Annotated in this window: 16 protein-coding genes; 7 read left to right on the forward strand and 9 right to left on the reverse strand. The window is 61.8% G+C overall.

Annotation, left to right across the window (positions count from 1 at the left end):
• Positions 1–4: 4 nt before the first annotated feature.
• The 4 genes from AC1RKJ_RS12140 to AC1RKJ_RS12155 form a co-directional block, all read right to left on the reverse strand.
• Positions 5–844, reverse strand: coding sequence for a M48 family metallopeptidase (locus AC1RKJ_RS12140; protein WP_492791207.1), 840 nt, complete (start codon positions 842–844; stop codon positions 5–7).
• Positions 845–1095: 251 nt separating this feature from the next.
• Positions 1096–2421, reverse strand: coding sequence for a polyhydroxyalkanoate depolymerase (locus tag AC1RKJ_RS12145; protein ID WP_492791209.1), 1326 nt, complete (start codon positions 2419–2421; stop codon positions 1096–1098).
• 224 nt (positions 2422–2645) lie between these two features.
• Complete coding sequence (locus AC1RKJ_RS12150; RefSeq protein ID WP_492792724.1) at positions 2646–3470, reverse strand: ABC transporter permease; 825 nt, start codon at positions 3468–3470, stop codon at positions 2646–2648.
• Between the two features lie 5 nt (positions 3471–3475).
• Complete coding sequence (locus AC1RKJ_RS12155) at positions 3476–4264, reverse strand: ABC transporter ATP-binding protein (RefSeq protein ID WP_492791210.1); 789 nt, start codon at positions 4262–4264, stop codon at positions 3476–3478.
• 108 nt (positions 4265–4372) lie between these two features.
• Here AC1RKJ_RS12155 and AC1RKJ_RS12160 point away from each other — a divergent pair, with 108 nt between their 5' ends.
• From AC1RKJ_RS12160 to AC1RKJ_RS12175, 4 genes are all read left to right on the forward strand, one after another.
• Positions 4373–5716: an ActS/PrrB/RegB family redox-sensitive histidine kinase gene (locus AC1RKJ_RS12160; protein WP_492791211.1), complete on the forward strand. Its 1344-nt coding sequence runs from the start codon at positions 4373–4375 to the stop codon at positions 5714–5716.
• A gap of 103 nt (positions 5717–5819) precedes the next feature.
• On the forward strand, positions 5820–6374 hold the full coding sequence (locus AC1RKJ_RS12165) for an ActR/PrrA/RegA family redox response regulator transcription factor (RefSeq protein WP_492791212.1): 555 nt from the start codon (positions 5820–5822) through the stop codon (positions 6372–6374).
• A gap of 90 nt (positions 6375–6464) precedes the next feature.
• On the forward strand, positions 6465–6695 hold the full coding sequence (locus AC1RKJ_RS12170; protein ID WP_492791213.1) for a hypothetical protein: 231 nt from the start codon (positions 6465–6467) through the stop codon (positions 6693–6695).
• A gap of 38 nt (positions 6696–6733) precedes the next feature.
• A complete protein-coding gene (locus tag AC1RKJ_RS12175; RefSeq protein ID WP_492791214.1) occupies positions 6734–7336 on the forward strand; it encodes a biliverdin-producing heme oxygenase in 603 nt (200 codons plus the stop codon).
• Here the strand turns inward: AC1RKJ_RS12175 and AC1RKJ_RS12180 are convergent.
• Complete coding sequence (locus AC1RKJ_RS12180; RefSeq protein WP_492791215.1) at positions 7315–7806, reverse strand: MmcB family DNA repair protein; 492 nt, start codon at positions 7804–7806, stop codon at positions 7315–7317. The two genes, AC1RKJ_RS12175 and AC1RKJ_RS12180, sit on opposite strands and share 22 nt — an antisense overlap.
• Before the next feature lie 159 nt (positions 7807–7965).
• On the opposite strand from AC1RKJ_RS12180, the gene AC1RKJ_RS12185 reads away from it, so the two are divergent.
• The 3 genes from AC1RKJ_RS12185 to AC1RKJ_RS12195 all read left to right on the forward strand — a co-directional run bounded on the left by AC1RKJ_RS12185 (position 7966) and on the right by AC1RKJ_RS12195 (position 12629).
• Complete coding sequence (locus tag AC1RKJ_RS12185; RefSeq protein WP_492791216.1) at positions 7966–9108, forward strand: vWA domain-containing protein; 1143 nt, start codon at positions 7966–7968, stop codon at positions 9106–9108.
• A gap of 334 nt (positions 9109–9442) precedes the next feature.
• Complete coding sequence (locus AC1RKJ_RS12190; RefSeq protein WP_492791217.1) at positions 9443–11869, forward strand: EAL domain-containing protein; 2427 nt, start codon at positions 9443–9445, stop codon at positions 11867–11869.
• Positions 11870–11954: 85 nt separating this feature from the next.
• Positions 11955–12629, forward strand: a complete 675-nt coding sequence (locus AC1RKJ_RS12195; RefSeq protein ID WP_492791218.1) for an MBL fold metallo-hydrolase — start codon at positions 11955–11957, stop codon at positions 12627–12629.
• 13 nt (positions 12630–12642) lie between these two features.
• Here AC1RKJ_RS12195 and AC1RKJ_RS12200 read toward each other — a convergent pair whose 3' ends face one another.
• The 4 genes from AC1RKJ_RS12200 to AC1RKJ_RS12215 all read right to left on the reverse strand — a co-directional run bounded on the left by AC1RKJ_RS12200 (position 12643) and on the right by AC1RKJ_RS12215 (position 17164).
• Entirely contained in the window at positions 12643–14610 is a 1968-nt protein-coding gene (locus tag AC1RKJ_RS12200; protein WP_492791219.1) for a hybrid sensor histidine kinase/response regulator, read from the reverse strand.
• 67 nt (positions 14611–14677) lie between these two features.
• A complete protein-coding gene (locus AC1RKJ_RS12205) occupies positions 14678–15514 on the reverse strand; it encodes a hypothetical protein (RefSeq protein WP_492791220.1) in 837 nt (278 codons plus the stop codon).
• A 206-nt stretch (positions 15515–15720) separates the two neighbouring features.
• Positions 15721–15924 (reverse strand): dodecin family protein, encoded by a 204-nt coding sequence (locus tag AC1RKJ_RS12210; RefSeq protein ID WP_492791221.1) that lies wholly within the window; start codon positions 15922–15924, stop codon positions 15721–15723.
• A 124-nt stretch (positions 15925–16048) separates the two neighbouring features.
• A complete protein-coding gene (locus AC1RKJ_RS12215; RefSeq protein ID WP_492792725.1) occupies positions 16049–17164 on the reverse strand; it encodes a DUF3095 domain-containing protein in 1116 nt (371 codons plus the stop codon).
• Positions 17165–17308 lie beyond the last annotated feature (144 nt).

Raw genomic sequence — 17308 nt, forward strand, 5'->3', positions numbered from 1 at the left:
GTAGCTACTCTTCGATCCCGTAGCGATGCAGATCGTTGCCGTGGGTGTCGAGCCATCGCTTGGCGCGTTCGGTAGCCGGGCAAATACGCGCGACGACCTTCCAGAACCGGGCCGAGTGATTCATCTCGACAAGATGCGCGACTTCATGCGCCGCGAGATAATCAAGCACATAGGGCGGCGCGAGAATAAGCCGCCATGAAAACGACAGCGCGCCCGCCGAGGTGCACGAGCCCCACCGGCTCGACTGATCGCGGATCGTCAGCCGCTTCACCTTGACGCCAAGCACCTCAGCGTAACGATGCGAGGCTTCGGTCAGCGCGGCGCGGGCCTGGCGCTTGAGGAAGTCATGAATCCTGCGATCGACATGTTCGACGCCGCCGGCCACGCAGAGAATTTTCTCGCCGCTGTCGCGCGTTTCGGGCCACACGGTTCCGCGTTCGCCGGCGCGATGCACGATTCGGTGCGGTATGCCGCGCAACGGGACCGATGCGCCGTGAGAAAATGGCGCGGCTTTCGGCAATCCGCCGAGACGCGCGGCGATCCAGGCGCCATGACGCTGCGCGAAGTCCTTGGCTTCGATGAGATTTCCGCGCGGAGGCATGGTGAGAATGGCTTCGCGTCGGCTCGGATGAATGCGCAGCGTGTATCGGCGCGCGCGCCGATGACGCCGCAGCTGAATTGTGTAGATGGATGAGCCGATTCTGACCGCGAGCGTGCGCGGTTCGGTCGGTCGGCGGTAAAGGAGGGCGCGAAAAGCCATGTCAGCGGATCCGGACAGCAGGAATTCGCCGGGATTCTGCCATATCCGCCGCCAGTGAAATTCATCGGCGCAAAAACAAATCATTTGCCCAATATATCGTAGTTTGAAGGCCTTAGCCTCCCACATCCGGGGTCATGAAACATGAAATTATGATTCATTTCTAACCCGGAACCCGGCCCGACAAGGGTCAGTGAAATTCACTCCTCTGCCTCAATTGCGGAGCCGTGAATCAGCTTTGAATTCAATGGCTTGAAGGTAGACCCAGGATTCGGGAGCGGAAAATCCCGAATCCCCCACAAAATGAGCTTTTTCGCTGAAATGGAACCGGAAAACCGCTATTCGGCCGCGACCAGCGCCAGCTTGGAATGGGCCGAGGACCGCATGAAATCCGAGATGCGCGGCACGATTTCCGATTTGAACCGCGAGCCGTTGAACACGCCGTAATGGCCGACGCCTTTCTGCATGTAATGCACCCGGCGCGCGTCCGGGATCGAACTGCACAGTCCATGCGTCGCCTCGGTCTGGCCGATACCGGAAATGTCGTCGTTCTCGCCCTCCACCGTCATCAGCGCCACGCGCTGAATCTTCGACGGATCGACCAGCTTGCCCCGATGTTTCATCTCGCCCTTCGGCAAGGCGTGCTTCACAAACACCACGTCCACGGTCTGCAGGTAGAATTCGGCGGTGAGATCCATGACAGCGAGATACTCGTCGTAGAACTCGACATGCTTGTCGACGAGATCGCCGTCACCCTTGACGAGGTTGCTGAACAGACGCTTGTGCGCGTCGACATGACGGTCGAGATTCATGCTCACGAAGCCGGTGAGTTGCAGGAAGCCCGGATAGACGTCGCGCATGAAGCCCGGTTGCGGGAACGGCACCTTGGTGATGACGTTGTTGCGGAACCAGTCGATGCCTTTTTCTTCCGCGAGATTGTTCACGGCCGTGGGATTGCGACGGGTGTCGATCGGGCCGCCCATCAGCGTCATGGACGTGGGAAAGTAGCGATCCTTTTCGGCTTCCAGGATGGACACCGCCGCCAGAACAGGCACGGAGGGCTGGCACACAGCCACAACATGCACATCGCCCTTGAGCGTGCGGATCATGTCCATCACGTAGTCGACGTAGTCGTCGAGATCGAAGCGGCCTTGCGCCACCGGCACCATGCGGGCGTCGGCCCAGTCGGTGATGTAGACGTCGTGCGCCGGCAGGAAGGCTTCCACCGTGCCCCGCAGCAGCGTCGCATAGTGGCCCGACATCGGCGCCACAATCAGCACGCGTGGATGCGGCGCACGCAAGGGCTGGGTGATCTTGCGTTCGAAATGCAGCAGACGGCAGAATGGCTTTTCCCAGACCGTCTTGATCTCAACCGGCACCCGCATGCCGTTCACTTCGGTATCGTGCAGACCCCATTCGGGTTTGCCGTAGCGGCGCGTGGTGCGCTCGAACAATTCGCAACCGGCAGCCATCGATTTTCCGAACTGCGTCTCGGCCAGTGGATTGAAGGGGTTCTCGAACCACAACTTCATCATGTCGGCTGCCGCCCGCGCCGGATTGAGCGAGGCCTGGCCCATCTCGTACATCCAGTACATGGGCGTGGTCAGCGCAGGGCTGACCTCGGACGGCAAGGCAGGCGGCCTGCCAAATTCACCAATCGGCATAATGATTCCTCGATCCCGGCTTCGCGGCGCAACATACTGTCGGGAGTGCGACAAAGCGTCAATCCACCGAAACTCCAACCGACACAGTAAATTACGGCTTCAAACTGAATATTTCTGGAACAAAGCTCTATTTTCGGATTCGCGCGCCGCTGGAACTATACTTCCATTCCGGTTTTCCGTGCTTCATCAGGATGGCGCAGCGACGGGAGTGACCTCGCAGCGCGCTATTCCCCGCTCTGGACAAGGGAACCGTGCTTACGGGCGCTCTTCAAGAGCAGCAGAAACGCCACGGTCGAGATCGCGAACAGAGCGGCATTAATGGCCAGCGCCTCGATCATCAGGTCGGCGCGGAAGACCTGATCGATCAGGAGTGCTCGCATCCCCTCGAATACGTAGGTCGGCGGCAGCATCCACGCCACCACCTGGAGCCAGCCCGGCAGCACCGACACCGGATAATAGACGCATGTCAGCGGCAGCAGCGCGAACATCAGCGTCCACGCCAGCCCCTCCGCGCCCATGCCGTTGCGAAGCACCAGTCCCGACGAGATCAGGCCGAACGACCAGCTTGTGAAAATCAGGTTGCAGAAGAACGCGACCAGCGCGAAGCCGAACCCGAACAGGTTGAAGCCGAAGAAAGCGATGGCCAGCACGGTCATCGGAATGACGCCGACGGCCAGCCGCACCACGCTCATGACCATCAGCGAGATCAGATACTCGCTGACCTTGAGCGGGCTCATCAAGAGATTGCCGAGATTTTTCGACCACATCTCTTCGAGAAACGACATCGAGAAACCGAGTTGGCCACGGAACAGAATGTCCCACAGGATCACCGCACCGATGAAGGTGCCGCCGGCCTTGGCGAAGAAGCCGGCATTCTGCGAAATGTAGGCTTGGGAAAAACCCCACGTAATCAATTGCAACACCGGCCAGTAGATCAGTTCAAGCAATCGCGGCCATGACGACGTGAGCAGATACCAGTGACGCAGGATCATCGCGCCGATGCGGTGCGGCGCGATCATGGGCAGGCGGGAGCCCTGCGAAACAGGCATCTCGCTCATGACGCCACCTGCACGCGTCCGCGCGCCACATCGAGAAAAACCTCTTCGAGCGTGGCGCGGTTGTAGCGCGCGAGAATGGCGGCCGGACTGTCGTCGTCCTCGATGCGGCCGCGCTTCATGATGATGACACGGTCGCACAACCGCTCGACTTCCAGCATGTTGTGAGATGCCAGCAGGATCGTCGCGCCGCGAACCTTGCGATAGTTTTCGAGATGACTGCGGATCCAGTCGGCGGTGTCTGGATCGAGCGATGCGGTCGGCTCGTCCAGCAGCAGCAATTCGGGCTCGTTGATCAGCGCTTTTGCCAAGGCGACCCGGGTCTTCTGGCCGGCCGACAGTTTGCCGCTCGGCCGGTCGAGAAATTCGTTCAGGTCCAGATCCGCAGCGAGCAAGCCGATCCGTTCCTTCAGGTCCGTCACCCCGTAAAGCCGGCCGAACACGTTGAGATTCTGCCGCACGGTGAGGCGTCCCGGCATATCCACGTAAGGGCTCTCGAAATTCATCCGGCCGAGCACCTCTGCGCTCTCATGCGGCATCGCATGGCCGAGCACGCTGACGCGGCCCGAGGTCGGCGACACCAGCCCCATGATCATGGAGATGGTCGTGGTCTTGCCGGCGCCATTGCCGCCGAGCAGGCCGGTGACCGAACCACGCGGAATCGTGAACGAAATATCGTCCACGGCATGCGTGGTCTTGTAGACCTTCACCAGCCGCTCGACGTCGATCGCGGCGTCCAGCGAGCCGGACTGCGGCATGACGTGAGAAGGCGTGGGCGGGACGGTCATAATATGCGTTCATTGAGCCAAGGCGACGCCGACCGCAAGACCCGCCTATGCAAACCTCTTAGTACATGCCGATTTGTGATCGGTGCAGCCGGACGGTAAAGGTATCGCATGAGCGATATCGCGACATCCGACTTCCGCCAGCCACGGCGCTATGTGCGGCTCGACACCATCCTGCGGCTGCGCTGGCTCGCTGCGCTGGGGCAGATGGCGACGATTTTCATCGTTTCCGAGGGGCTCGATTTCGAGGTCCCGGTGATCCCCTGCGTCGTCATCATCGGTCTGTCGTGTCTCCTCAATCTGGCGCTCCAGACCGCCTTCAATCCGGTCCATCGCCTGGAGCCGCGCTACGCGGCCGGCCTTCTGGCAATCAATATCGCCGAACTCGCCGCGCTGCTGTTCCTCACCGGCGGGCTGCAGAATCCGTTTTCATTTCTTTTCCTTGCGCCGGTTCTGATCTCCGCGACCGCGCTGCCGACACGGATCACCATTACGCTCGGGGTTTTTGCCGCGGCCTGCGCCACGGCTTTGGGATTCTTCCATCTGCCGCTGCCGTGGAATGGCGACGAGCCTCTGGTGCTGCCGAGCACTTATATGGTCGCGGTATGGCTTTCGATCATGCTGGCGATCGGCGTCACCAGTCTCTATGCCTTTCAGGTCACCGAGGAAGCGCGCAAGCTGTCCGACGCCCTGGCGGCAACCGAACTTGTGCTGACGCGCGAACAGCATCTGACCCAGATTGACGGCCTTGCCGCCGCGGCCGCGCATGAACTTGGAACGCCGTTGTCCACGATCTTCCTCATCTCGCGCGAACTCGAGGAAGCCATCCAGAAGAACGGCTTCGACGAACATGCCCGCGGCGATTTGAAAACGCTGCGCGAGCAGGCGCAACGCTGCCGGGAAATTCTGGCGAAGATCACACAACTCTCGTCGCAGGGCGCGCCGTTCGACAAGATGCCGCTGTCGACACTGATCGAGGAAACCGTCGCACCGCATCGCGATTTCGGAATCGCGATCAAGATTCGCATTGCACTGGCCGCCGATGCCGAGCCTGTCGGCATGCGCAACCCGGCCATTCTCTATGGCGTCGGAAACATTCTTGAGAACGCCGTCGATTTCGCGCGTGAGCGCGTCGAGGTGAACGCGTGGTGGAATGCAAATACGGTTGAGATCGTAGTCTCCGACGACGGGCCGGGCATCGCGCCGGATATTCTGAAGCGGATCGGCGAACCGTATCTGACGCGGCGCCGCACCGGGGAAGCCCAGGGCGAGCACAAAGGCGAGCACAGCGGCCTCGGCCTCGGCGTCTTCATCGCGCGCACCTTGCTGGAGCGCACCGGCGCCAAAGTGTCTTTCACCAACCGGACGTTCCCCGATCACGGCGCCGTGGTCACGATCGTGTGGCCGCGCGATAGCTTCGAGACCGCCGAAGTGCCGTCAGCCGCACTGCAATAAAGCCGGCCACGAGCGTCGATTATCGACGCCGGACCTTTGTCGGCCTTGGCAGCGCCCGATTGGCACGCCATATCAGTAGGACCGCATCAGGAGACGCAAAACCGTGACCGCAACTGCCGATTTGACCGAAATTGCCGACCGTTCCTTGCTGATTGTCGAGGATGACAAGGCGTTTCTCGACCGGCTGGCGCGTGCAATGGAGACTCGCGGTTTCGCTGTGAGCACCTGCGACAATGTGTCCGACGGTTTGCATCACATCGACCGGACGCCTCCGGCTTTCGCCGTAGTCGATTTGCGGCTCGGCGACGGCAACGGTCTCGACGTCGTGTCGGCATTGAAGCGGCAGCGGCCCGATGCCCGCGCCATCGTGTTGACGGGCTATGGAAATATCGCAACCGCCGTCACCGCGGTGAAGATGGGCGCCGTCGATTATCTCTCGAAGCCGGCCGATGCGGACGACGTGGTCGCCGCACTGCTCGCGAGCGGCAACGACAAGTCGCAGCTTCCGCAGAACCCGATGTCCGCTGACCGCGTCCGCTGGGAGCACATTCAGCGCATCTATGAAATGTGCAACCGCAACGTCTCGGAAACGGCGCGCCGTCTGAACATGCATCGCCGGACCTTGCAGCGCATCCTGGCGAAGCGCGCACCGCGCTAGCCTGACCGCATCCCCCGGCGGAACCTTTCCCGGCGGACCTGCGTTATCTGCGCAGGACTGTCAGCAGGGAGCGGCTTCGCCGGTGTAGGAATGATGCGAAAAGCGCGACATATCGATATTTCCTCCCGGCTCGAAGCCACGAAGCAGTTCGGTCTCGTTGAAGATTATCGGATCGACTGGCCGCACGGGTCGCCGCTTCGCGCGCCGCGCGTGACAGTGCGCAGCCGGTCGACCTATCCCGTGCAGATGACGCTCAACTACGTAACCACCCTGCTTGAGCCGCTCGTCCCCTCGCGCCACATCGTGGTGACGCAGAACTGACGGCGGCGCAAAATTGACGGCCATCGGAGGCGAATGCCATGGCAATCCGGGAGACCATCAGCGAAGCAACCTGCACCTCGCACCGCAGGCTCGACCTCGCACTCTCATCACTCGATCTCGGGCGACCCGGCTATTACGAGGCGTTTCTGCGTAGCCAGGCCGAGGCGCTGTTTCCAGTGGAAGCTGCGCTGACCGCGGGCGGCATCGAACAGCATCTTCCCGACTGGCAGCTTCGCGTGCGCACGCCTGCGCTCGAACACGATCTTGCGGCGATGGCCATTACCTGCAATCCGCAACCGCAGCCTGACTTCCGCACCACTCCTGAAATGCTGGGCGCGGTCTACGTGCTTGAAGCATCGCGCATGGGCGCGCGGGTGATGCTCGCCCGTCTCGCCGAACATCCGGATTCGGATGCGATGAATGCGACGGCTTATCTGCGCCACGGCTTCGGCAAGCGGTTCTGGCCGAGCTTTCTCGACGTCCTCGAAAGCCATCCGGACGCGCAAGCCGATACGGAGGGCGTGGTGAACGGCGCCTCAATCACGTTTGCGATGTTCGAGAAAGCCCTGATGCCGATGACGAATGTCGTCGTTGATTTCGCTCGCGGCGGCGAGCGAAATTATTCGTCGATGCCGGGATAACCCTGGGGATCGAGCAGGCGGCCGATCCGCTGCGCCGCCAGCAATCCGAAACTCACGATCATAGACTTGCGCGTCGCGGCCGGCATCCGGTGCTCGGGCGCATCGCAATGCAAGTGTGCGCCGTAAGCGTCGGCGACGATCAATCCGGTATCGGCCGGAAACAGCTCGCACGGCATCTCCTGCGTGAACGCGAAGAACAGGCGATCGCAATGCATCCGGTAGTCCTGCCATTTTTGATCGGCGCGCAGATCCTCCACCGACGATTTGATTTCGACGATCCAGATGTCGCCGCGCGCGTTCATGGCCGCCAGATCGGCGCGCCGGCCCGACGGCAGGGTCAATTCACTGACGCAGGAAAAACCGAGCGATCTCAAAAGCCTGGACGTGCCGCGCGCGATCGCGAGCGCTGTGTCGGACTGGCGGCGATCTGGCGGCAGACTTGGCTCGATATGGCGAAACGGTGAATTCATGATTCCGCGAGAGTAGCAGAAAAGCAAAATCCTCTCAGCCCCAAAACTGTACGCACCCCGACACAATTCAGACCACGCGCCGACGCGAAGCAACGGAACCCTCGGTTCCGCTGCAAGCGAAACCCGTTTCGGGGATCAGCGATTTTTTTGGAGGGGAAAATGACATCACGCATCACAACAAAATTCAGACTCGGCTGCTCCGCGTTCGCACTCGCCGTCATCGCGCTGCCGGTCACCGCGGCGCTCTCGCAGGCAATCGCAAAGCCGACCGTCGAAGTCGCATTCGTTCTCGACACCACCGGCTCGATGGGCGGATTGCTCGAAGGCGCCAAACGGAAAATCTGGTCCATTGCAACAAGCGTCGTCGACGCCAATCCCGACGCCGACATCCGGATCGGCCTTGTCGCCTATCGTGACGTCGGCGACGAGTACGTCACGAAAACGTTCGACCTCACCACCGACATTCAGGATATCTACGCCAACCTGCTGGAGCTGAAAGCGCGCGGCGGCGGCGACTGGCCGGAAAGCGTCAACGAGGCGCTCGATGTCGCGGTCAATAAACTGCAATGGACCAAGGGCAACGACGCGCATCGCATCGTCTTCCTGGTCGGCGACGCGCCGCCGCACATGGATTACGCGCAGGACACCAAATATCCGAAGACCCTCGCGGTTGCCCGGCAGCGGGACATCGTGGTCAACGCGGTGCTCGCCGGCGGCGCGCGCGACACCGAGCGGGTCTGGAAGGACGTCGCGCAGCTTGGCGACGGCCGCTTCATTCCGATTCCGCAGGACGGCGGCGAACTCGTCGTGATCGAGACGCCCTACGACGACGAGATCATCATTCTGCAAAACGACATCAACCGCACCGTGATCCCCTACGGACCGCAGAAGGTTCAGAAGCGCGTCGAGGAAAAAACCCGGCAACTGTCGCAGGTCGCGGCGGCGGCGCCTTCGTCGGCCTCCGACATGGCAAGCTATCTCAACAAGCGCGCGAAGGTTTCATCCGAAGCCGTCACCGGCGATGGTGATCTGGTCAGCGCTGTGGCTTCGGGTCGCGCCACGCTCGGTGACGTCAAGGACGAGGAACTGCCGGACGAACTTCGCAAGCTCTCACCGGAGCAGCGCAAGACCGAACTCGAAAAGCAGACGCAGACGCGCAAGAGCCTGAACGAAAAACTCGCGGCACTGGTGCAGAAGCGCGACGCCTTCGTCGCCGAGAAGAAGCGCAGCACCGCGCCCGCCAGGACATCGTCGTTCGACCGCGCGGTCGAGGACGCGCTGAGGGCGCAGACGAAGCGGTAACACTTTGTTAATCGCGACAACTCCCACGAATGAATGCGCTGCGGTGGCTGGGCCGGCATCCGGGCCAGCCACCTTTTTGCTGCCGCCACCCGGCTTATGGGAAACGGAAGCCGGCTTCCCGGCGGCGCAGTTACAAAGCGCCCTGTAAAATTTACTCGCGATTCACGCATCTTTCGGGTTCCGCAACCGCAGGCCGCAAAGTTCGCCCGCTTTTAATCAGATACCGGCAGACTTCGATCGTGCCTGACGGACGGGAAAGCCGCACGTCATGCAACTGGTAATGGGAATCAAACAGGGAATTCACGTCGAACAGCGGCAAGGACCTCTACGTCCAATGAAGCTCAATTTTCGATCTGCGAATATGCGCTTGCTGCGGCTGGTCTCGCCCTTCATCGCCATTGTTCTGTTGCAAGCCTTTCTCGCCGGGACGAGTCTCAATATCCTGTCGTCGGTGCGCGCCTATGTCGGCGGCGAAAGCTTCTGGTCGAAGGGCCAGAAGGACGCCGTCCATTATCTCCATCTTTATGGCGAGACCGGCAACGAAGCGCTCTGGCAGCAATACGAACAAGCCATCGCGGTGCCGCTGGGCGACCGCGCGGCGCGCATCGCGCTTGATCAGAACCCGCCCGACATCGCCGCAGCGCGATCGGGATTCCTGCAAGGCGGGAACCATCCCGACGACATCGACGGCATGATCTGGCTCTATCGCTATTTCCGGGAACTGCCGGCCTTCAAGACTGCAATAACCCACTGGATCAACACCGATCCCATATTGGATGAACTCACCAGACTGGCGCGAGCGATCTATGCCGAGCGGCATCAAGGGCCGGCAACGCTCAACCAGATCGGCCTGCTGCACGACCGTATCGACCACATCAATGCGCGCGTCGCGCCTGAAGCGAAGGCGTATTCCCAAAGCCTCGGCAATGGATCGCGGCAGGTCAAGCTCGTGCTGACGATCGCCAACCTGTTTACCGCAGGACTGCTGGTCACAGCGCTGCTCCTGATGACGCGTTACTTTCTGGCACAGCGACGCAAATTCGTACGCGCCCTGCGCGCCGAGAAGGAGCGCGCGCAGATCACGCTGGCGTCGATCGGCGATGCGGTCATCAGCACCAACGCCAGCGGTCAGGTGGACTACATGAACCCGGCGGCCGAACGTCTGGTCGGCCGCACGGCGCTGCAAGCCAAGGGTTCGCCGCTCGCCTCGCTGTTCAGGATTCTGGACGAGGAAACCGGCGAACAGAAAACCGGCCAGATCGAACAGATTCTCAACGGCTACAACCTTGCCGCCAACACGCGCCCCCAATTACTGCAGCGGCCCGACGCCACGTCGGTGGCGATCTCCATGGTCGGCGCGCCGGTCACCAAGGAAGGCGTTCTCGCAGGCGCCGTGCTCGTGCTGCACGACATGACCAGCGAGAAAAAATACATCGCCCGCCTGTCGTGGCAGGCCTCGCATGACAGCCTGACCAAGCTTGCCAACCGCCGTGAGTTCGAACACCGGCTGGAGAAAGCCCTGCAGCGGCTGGATCACGGCCAGAGCGGTCCCCACGCGCTGATGTATCTCGATCTCGATCAGTTCAAGATCATCAACGACACCTGCGGCCACGCCGCCGGCGACAAGCTATTGTGCGAGGTCTCCGCCTCGCTGCAAAAACATCTCCGGGTCGAGGATCTGCTGGCGCGGCTTGGCGGCGACGAATTCGCCGTCCTGCTCGAGGACGGCGACATCGAACACGCCGCGATCGTCGCGGAGCGCCTGCGGCAGGCCGTGCAGGATATGAATTTCGTCTGGAACGAACGCGCATTCACGGTCACCGCGAGCATCGGTGTCGTCCAAATGACGCAGGGCCGCGCCACCAAGGACGAGACCCTGCGCACCGCCGACCTTGCCTGCTATCTGGCCAAGGAGAAGGGCCGCAACCGCATTCAGATTCACAATCCGAGCGACACCGAGTTGCTGCACCGGTTCGGCGAAATGGCGTGGGTCCAGCGCATCCACGACGCCCTCGACGAAGAGCGCTTCTGCCTTCACGCGCAGACCATCGCCCCGCTGCAAGGCGCGAACCATAACGGCGCGCATGTCGAATTGCTGCTGCGGCTGCGCGATCGCGACGGCCGCCTCGTGCCGCCCGGCGATTTCATTCCTGCCGCCGAGCGTTACGGACTGATGCCGCTGATCGACCGTTGGGTGGTGCGCCATGCCTTCACGATCCTGGCGAACCGGCTGGCCGCTGTGCCCTCCTCCGCGATTGCGACCTGCGCCATCAACCTGTCGGGCGCGACCTTCGGCGACGACAGCTTCATCGACTACGTCCGCGAGGAGCTCAGCGCGCACGGCATTCCGCCGACGATGATCTGTTTCGAGATCACCGAGACCAGCGCCATCGCCAACCTCGAGAATGCCAGCCGCTTCATCGGCGTGCTGCAGGCCATGGGCTGCCGGTTCTCGCTGGACGATTTCGGCAGCGGCATGTCGTCGTTCGGCTATCTGAAACACCTGCCGGTGAACTATCTCAAGATCGACGGCGGCTTCGTCAAGGACATGCTTGACGATCCGATCGACCGCGCCATGGTCGAAATGATCTGCCGCATCGGCAAGATGATGGGCAAGCAGACCATCGCCGAGTTCGCCGAGAATGAGGCGATCCTCGAAGCGCTGCGCGAGATCGGCGTGGATTATGCGCAGGGCTACGGTGTCGGCCGGCCGGAACCGTTCGACTTGCTGCCGCCCAAGTCCAGCCTCCGCGTTGCCTGACCGCAGCTAAAACTGCAGGCCGCGCATTCAAAAAGAATTGACGAAAAGCGCTTGGCGCGGCGCGAAAAATCAGCATTGTGGCCGCATGACAGATACTTCCCGGAATGAAGCCCCCAAAGCCGGCGCGCTGATCGTCCCTGTTTCGCCGTTCGAGCAGAACTGCACGCTGTTGTGGTGCGAGGCGACCAAACGCGCCGTGGTAATCGATCCCGGCGGGGACGTCCCGAATATCCTCGCCGCGATCGAACAGGCCAAAGTGACCGTCGACCAGATCTGGATCACGCATGGCCACATCGATCACGTCGGCGGCGCGGCGGAACTGCGCGACGCGCTGAAAGTGCCGATCGAAGGCCCTCACCTCGCCGACAAATATCTGCTCGACAACGTGGTCACGAGCGGCGCGAATTTCGGCATGACCGGCGTGCGCAACTTCGCTCCCGACCGCTGGCTCGACGAAGGCGATCAGGTCAAGGTCGGCGAGTTGAGCTTTGACGTGTACCATTGCCCCGGCCATTCGCCGGGCAGCGTGGTGTTCTTTAACAAGGGGATGCGCTTCGCCATCGTCGGCGACGTGCTGTTCGCCGGCTCGGTCGGACGCACGGATCTGCCCGGCGGTGACCACGCAACGCTGATCCGCTCGATCAAGGACAAACTGCTGCCGCTCGGTGACGACATCGGATTCATCTGCGGCCATGGTCCGGGCTCGAACTTCGGCCACGAACGCAAGACCAATCCGTTCGTGAACGGCGAGATGGCCTGACGGCGCATCGTGATTATGCTTGCGCTTGCGTCTGGATCGCGGCGGAAACCGCCTGCATCAGATCCTGCTGACGGAACGGCTTCGCGAGCTTCGGCAGTTTGTCGTCCACGCCCGGAGGCAATTCCGCGTAACCTGTCGCAAGAATGATCGGAATGCCCGGCCGCTCGGCCTTGATCGCCGCGGCGAGTTGAACGCCGGTCATCTTCGGCATGGCATGATCGGTAATCACAAGATCGATGCCCCGTTCGCGGCGCAGGATGTCGAGCGCCTGGCTCGCGGAAGTCGCCTCGAACACCGTGTGGCCCATCTCTTCCAGCATCACCGTGGTGTTCATCAGCACAAGACCGTCATCGTCGACGGCCAGCACCACCAGATGGCGGTCGTGCCCGGCATCGCCCGCGACGGAGCGATCGGCATCGCCGGCGTCCATGACCGCCTTCGCCACGGGAAGCCATATCTCGGCGGTGGTGCCTTCGCCTTTCCGGCTTTTCAGGACGAAGCGGCCTCCCGATTGTTCGGTCATGCCATGGACCATCGACAATCCCAATCCGGTGCCGCGACCCACGCCTTTTGTGGTGAAGAACGGCTCCATGGCGCGCGTCAGCGTCGCCTTGTCCATCCCCTCGCCGGCATCCTTCACCGAGAGACAGAGATAACGCCCGGCCTTCAGCTTGCCCGCCGAGTGAGCAGCCACGGTTTCCTCGCGTGCCGCAATGACGATGCTGCCGCCATCCGGCATTGCGTCGCGAGCGTTCACAGCAAGATTGAGCAGCGCCATCTCAAGCTGGTTGGCGTCCGCATGGACGAGATCGAGCTTTAGCGGAAAGCGCGTCTCGATCGTCACAGCGGGCCCCAGCGAGCTTTTCAGCAGATCGGCCATGCCGCGCACCAGGGCAGGCACATCGACGGGCTTGAGATCGAGATCCTGGCGCCGGGCGAATGCCAGCATGCGCTGGGTCAGCGCGGCGCCGCGCTGCGCGGCCTGTGTCGCATTGGATATCAGCGTCCTGACCCGCTCGTCGTCTGGCAGCCGCCGGCTGGCCAGTTCGAGACTGCTGAGAATGACCATCAGCAGATTGTTGAAATCGTGCGCGATGCCGCCGCTCAATTGCCCGATGGCGTCCATCTTCTGCGAATGAGCCAGCGCCTCGCGCGCCAGATCGAGCGCCTTCTGCGTTTCCTTTCGTTCGGTGATGTCGCGCGTAATCTTGGCGAAGCCGATGAGAGCGCCGGTCTCGTCACGGATCGGATCGATGACGATGTTGGCCCAGAATTGCGTGCCGTCCTTGCGCACACGCCAGCCTTCCTTCTCATAACGTCCCTCGCGCAGCGCGCTATCCAGCGCATTCTTCGGCTCGCCCTTTTGCAGATCGGCGGCGGTGTAGAATTTCGAGAAATGCTCGCCGATGATTTCCTCGGCGCGATACTGCTTGATCCGTTCCGCACCCTGGTTCCAGCTACTCACACGCCCTTGCGGATCGAGCATGTAGAGCGCGTAATCGGTGACGCCCTGCACCAGCATCTTGAAAAGCTCTTCGTTCTGCCTGAGACGTCTTTCCGCCGCCCTGCGCTCGGTGAGATCGCGCGTGATCTTGGCAAAGCCGACAAGGCGTCCCTCAGGCGAACGGATCGGATCGATCACCACATGCGCCCAGAACCGGCTACCGTCCTTGCGGATGCGCCAGCCTTCGCTCTCGAACTTTCCTTCCCGCGCGGAAATCTCAAGCGCGCGTGCGGGAAGTCCGGACGCGCGATCCTCCTCGACATAGAATTGCGAGAAATGGCGGCCGATGATTTCTGAGGCAGTATACCCCTTGAAACGCTGTGCGCCGGTGTTCCAGCTCGTTACAATCCCGTGCGGATCCAGCATGTAAATGGCGTAATCGGTGACCGCCTCGACCAGCAGCCGGTAGCGCCCCTCAGGGGTCAGGGAGGCGTCCAAGCGCTCCACCGTCTCTAAAGCAGCACCCGCGTCGGCCATCACTTGTCCCCGTTGCAACCCAGTAGAACACCGGTCAACCGGAAAGGTTCCACAAGCTCGCTATAGCTCAATTCCGGACCGCGTAGAGGGGCGTTCGCAGCGTCATCTGGATCAGGGGTTGCGGGGTCCAGGCAACCTCCAGCGATGCGCCGAACAGCCGATTGTCGTTATCGTCCATCCGGTCGATGTCGATCCTGAAGGTCGGCTGGGTGAAAGGCTTCGCCCTGATGAGCCCGCCGGCGAACTGCGCGCCGCCGAAGGTCTGGATGCCGAAACGGCCCGACAGTTTCCAGTTGCTCGGCCACTGGTAATAGCCGCCGAGGTAGCCGACGAACACCGGCTCGACCGTGGCAAGGCCCGAGTCCACCCAAACGCCGGTCAGTCTGGTGCCGGCGAGCAGGCCCCGCGTCGCATCGTCATCGAGCGCATAATCGAGCTCGACGATGGTCTGGTTCGATGTCGAGGCCAGCCCCGGCGCGCTGTTGATCGAACGCGTCAAGGTCGAGATGACGGTGACCGTTGGAACCAATCCGTCCTGCTGAATAATGTCGGCATTGAATCCGACATTCCAGCTGTCGACGATCATCGACGACCACGGCGCGAAATCCGTGCGCGCCGTGCTGGCGCTGACGCCGCCGTAAATCGAAAACCGTTCGCTGATGTCCACCGTCAGCGGCGCGTTCAGCGTCACAACCTGGGCCGCGGCCGGGATCGGCGAAACGAAATTCCGGAAGCCGATCGCGAGCGTGTTCGGCGGCACGGATGTGTAGGCTGTGCTAACATCCAGATAGATGTTCGGACGCTTTGGTTTGGTCTCGGATGATTCGTCGTCATCGTCGCCGGCATAAGCGCTACCGAGGCTGCCTATACCGATACCGCCGACCACCACAAGCAGACCGATCATGGCGTTGCGAAACGGGCGCGTTATCGCGAATCCACACGGGGTTCGTCCGCGCCTGCCCCCACCCCCGACATCGATCATGGCCACCACACAGTCACAGACAAGACAAACATAGACAAGACATGCATAGACAAGACATGCATAGACAAGACAAAAGCGCCCGCGACATCGGGCGCTTCCGCCGCTCAACGACAGGTTTTCAGGCGAAACTAGTCCTTGAGAATGAACGTCACTTTCAGATTAACGCGGTATTCGGCGATCTTGCCATTCTTGATAACGCATTTCTGGTTGGCGACCCAGACGCCTTCGACATTCTTCAATGTCTTGACGGCGCGCTTGACGCCGGCCTGAACGGCGTCTTCGAAACTCTTCGGGGATGCGGAAATAAGCTCGGTGACACGTGCAACTGACATGATTTTCTCCTGACCACGATCAAGACGCAAATCCATTCGGCACTTGAGCGAGGTCAGCTTATGCGGATGCCCGCAAGCGTCAAGCCGTCCGTTGTGCAACGCGATGCAACACCGTGAGCATTGTCTAGTTCAATGTCGCCTTCAGGGCCGTGGCGGCGGACGCGTAACCGCCGCGTGCGCCATCGACAAAATGGAAATGATCCGGCCGCGACGCCGACAGCGTGAAACAGGTCATCATCGCCGCGTCCTGCCGGTGCAGTCCGTAACGCGCAGCACCTGCGGACGCCGCCGTGGCGAGGCGTTTCTCCAATGCGTCCGCGAGCTCAGGCTTGCAGTCGAGCACCATGCGCAGCCCGTCATCGTATTTGCGGAAGTCCGAATTCTCGACCACCTGCTGCATGTAGACCTTCGGCACAAAGCCGCCGGCGGAAATGTTCAGCTTGAATAACGCGTACGCGAATAACGTCCAGGCATGAACACTGAGGCGGCGGAGAAACAGCGGCCCGCCGCGCTGCGTCAGCGCCTCGAAGTTCGCGCCCGGCGAAGGCCAGCGCATTCGCGGCCCGTTCTCCGGCACCGGACGCCCCGCGCCGGGGCTTTTTTCGACCAGCGTCACCACATCCTCGATCAGGCGGCGAAACGCCGTGCTGTCGGTCGATGCCGCAGGCACGATCAGCAGCGACAGGATGAGTCCACGTTCCGCCGGCATTTCGGAAAACCGGCACGACAGTCCGGTGAGATCGGGGTGCGCGCCGGACGGCGCCGGCGTCACGGTGAATTCGCCGCGCTTCATCGACGCCTCGGCCCATGCGAGGCCCCCGCCTGAAAACATCGCGTAGGAGACATGCGGCGACGGCGCATAACGCGCGACGCGCACATCAAGACCCTGCGCGCGGATCGCCTCGATCGGCACAAGCGCCACGCGCAGCGTGAGATCGAGATCTTCCTTCACCCATGTCGCGGTGGCCGCCAGCGCTTCGCGCGCGAGTCCGGCGTCCTGCTGCGACACCGCGAAACTCGCGCCATCGCCACCGAAGGCGAACGGGAAATCGCGGCTCTCCAGCGCGTTGGTGACCGACGCGATCACCGCCGCGCCCGCCATGTTCACCGCCTTGTAGCGATTGTCCGCGATCGCCTTGGTCGATTGCACGATGTCCGCGACGCCGATCAGCCAACCGTCCGGCACCGGCCTATACAGCGACGGATCCATCAGGCTGACGAAACCGCGGAACACCGGCATGGCGCTGTAGAACGAATCCACGCCGCCATTGCTTTCTGAACTTGCCTGGTCCGCCACGCTCACCATCGACGCCTGCCGTTCTCGCCCTTGTCACTCATGCAGGGCAGCGTTCCAAAAATACGGCAGCAGAGCAATACGGGTTCA

The sequence above is a fragment of the Afipia sp. GW822-FHT04G07 genome, assembly GCF_058800765.1.

Coding starts and splice junctions, on each gene's coding strand:
- AC1RKJ_RS12160 (WP_492791211.1), top strand. CDS start 4,373: ATGAGCGATATCGCGACATCCGACTTCCGCCAGCCACGGCGCTATGTG.
- AC1RKJ_RS12155 (WP_492791210.1), bottom strand. CDS start 4,264: ATGACCGTCCCGCCCACGCCTTCTCACGTCATGCCGCAGTCCGGCTCG.
- AC1RKJ_RS12200 (WP_492791219.1), bottom strand. CDS start 14,610: ATGGCCGACGCGGGTGCTGCTTTAGAGACGGTGGAGCGCTTGGACGCC.
- AC1RKJ_RS12190 (WP_492791217.1), top strand. CDS start 9,443: ATGAAGCTCAATTTTCGATCTGCGAATATGCGCTTGCTGCGGCTGGTC.
- AC1RKJ_RS12185 (WP_492791216.1), top strand. CDS start 7,966: ATGACATCACGCATCACAACAAAATTCAGACTCGGCTGCTCCGCGTTC.
- AC1RKJ_RS12205 (WP_492791220.1), bottom strand. CDS start 15,514: ATGATCGGTCTGCTTGTGGTGGTCGGCGGTATCGGTATAGGCAGCCTC.
- AC1RKJ_RS12215 (WP_492792725.1), bottom strand. CDS start 17,164: ATGCCGGTGTTCCGCGGTTTCGTCAGCCTGATGGATCCGTCGCTGTAT.
- AC1RKJ_RS12180 (WP_492791215.1), bottom strand. CDS start 7,806: ATGAATTCACCGTTTCGCCATATCGAGCCAAGTCTGCCGCCAGATCGC.
- AC1RKJ_RS12145 (WP_492791209.1), bottom strand. CDS start 2,421: ATGCCGATTGGTGAATTTGGCAGGCCGCCTGCCTTGCCGTCCGAGGTC.
- AC1RKJ_RS12195 (WP_492791218.1), top strand. CDS start 11,955: ATGACAGATACTTCCCGGAATGAAGCCCCCAAAGCCGGCGCGCTGATC.
- AC1RKJ_RS12210 (WP_492791221.1), bottom strand. CDS start 15,924: ATGTCAGTTGCACGTGTCACCGAGCTTATTTCCGCATCCCCGAAGAGT.
- AC1RKJ_RS12175 (WP_492791214.1), top strand. CDS start 6,734: ATGGCAATCCGGGAGACCATCAGCGAAGCAACCTGCACCTCGCACCGC.
- AC1RKJ_RS12150 (WP_492792724.1), bottom strand. CDS start 3,470: ATGCCTGTTTCGCAGGGCTCCCGCCTGCCCATGATCGCGCCGCACCGC.
- AC1RKJ_RS12170 (WP_492791213.1), top strand. CDS start 6,465: ATGATGCGAAAAGCGCGACATATCGATATTTCCTCCCGGCTCGAAGCC.
- AC1RKJ_RS12140 (WP_492791207.1), bottom strand. CDS start 844: ATGATTTGTTTTTGCGCCGATGAATTTCACTGGCGGCGGATATGGCAG.